This is a genomic window from Salinivibrio socompensis S35, assembly GCF_000513715.1.
GTDB classification, from domain to species: Bacteria; Pseudomonadota; Gammaproteobacteria; order Enterobacterales; family Vibrionaceae; genus Salinivibrio; species Salinivibrio socompensis.
Window position 1 is genome coordinate 1 of the sequence record NZ_AQOD01000231.1, and the last position, 1037, is coordinate 1037.

The following is a 1037-nucleotide window of genomic DNA, read 5'->3' on the forward strand; positions in this document are numbered from 1 at the left end:
ATGATCAAATGGTTTCACCAAWAATCAATAATCAGACAACAAGATGTGCGAACTCAATATCTTACATGACTCTCTCTACCAATTCTGTCCTGAACTGCATTTAAAGCGACTTAATAGCTTGATGTTAGCTTGCCGAGCATTGCTTGAGAGCAACACGCTTACGCTTACCGAACTTGGTCGCAACTTACCTTGCCAAGCTAGAACTAAACACAACATAAAGCGGATGGATCGCCTGTTAGGTAACCATCACCTACATCAGGAGAGACTCGCCGTTTACCGTTGGCATGCGCGTTTTATCTGTGCAGGCAACCCCATGCCCGTGGTGCTCGTCGATTGGTCTGATATCCGTGAACACAAGCGACTTATGGTGCTCCGAGCATCAGTGGCGTTACAAGGGCGTTCGGTCACTTTATATGAAAAGGCCTTTCCACTTTCAAAGCAGTGCTCTAAGTCTGCTCATGACCAGTTTTTATCTGACCTAGCAAGCATTTTACCTTCCTCTGTAACCCCACTTATTATCAGTGATGCGGGATTTAAAGTGCCATGGTACAAATCTGTTGAGGAGCACGGATGGTACTGGCTGAGTCGAGTAAGGGGTAAAGTACAATTTGCTGAACTAGGTGCCGAAAATTGGCAGCCAGTCAGTCACTTACATAGCAAAGCCTCTAGCAGAGCCCAAAGTCTTGGTTATCAAAAACTGACCAAAAGTAATGCCATCAACTGCCAAATAGTGCTGTATAAAGCCTTGCCTAAAGGCCGTAAGAATCAGCGTTCTACCCGAACAAACTGTCATCATCCATCGCCCAAGGTATACGCTGACGCAGCAAAGGAGCCATGGGTATTGGCCACTAACTTACCGACAGCGGCTCGTACTCCCAAGCAGTTGGTAAGGCTTTACGCAAAGCGCATGCAAATAGAGGAAACCTTCCGAGACTTAAAGAGTCCCGTTTACGGATTAGGCCTACGTCAAAGCCGCACCCGTTGCCCCAAAAGGTTCGATATCCATTTTGCTGATAGCTTTAATGCTGCAACTCATG

1 pseudogene is annotated in these 1037 nt (G+C 46.5%); it reads left to right on the forward strand.

Annotated features, from left to right (window positions below):
• Nucleotides 1-43: 43 nt before the first annotated feature.
• A pseudogene (locus DZ54_RS23025) lies at nucleotides 44-1037 on the forward strand (IS4 family transposase); the annotation flags it as partial.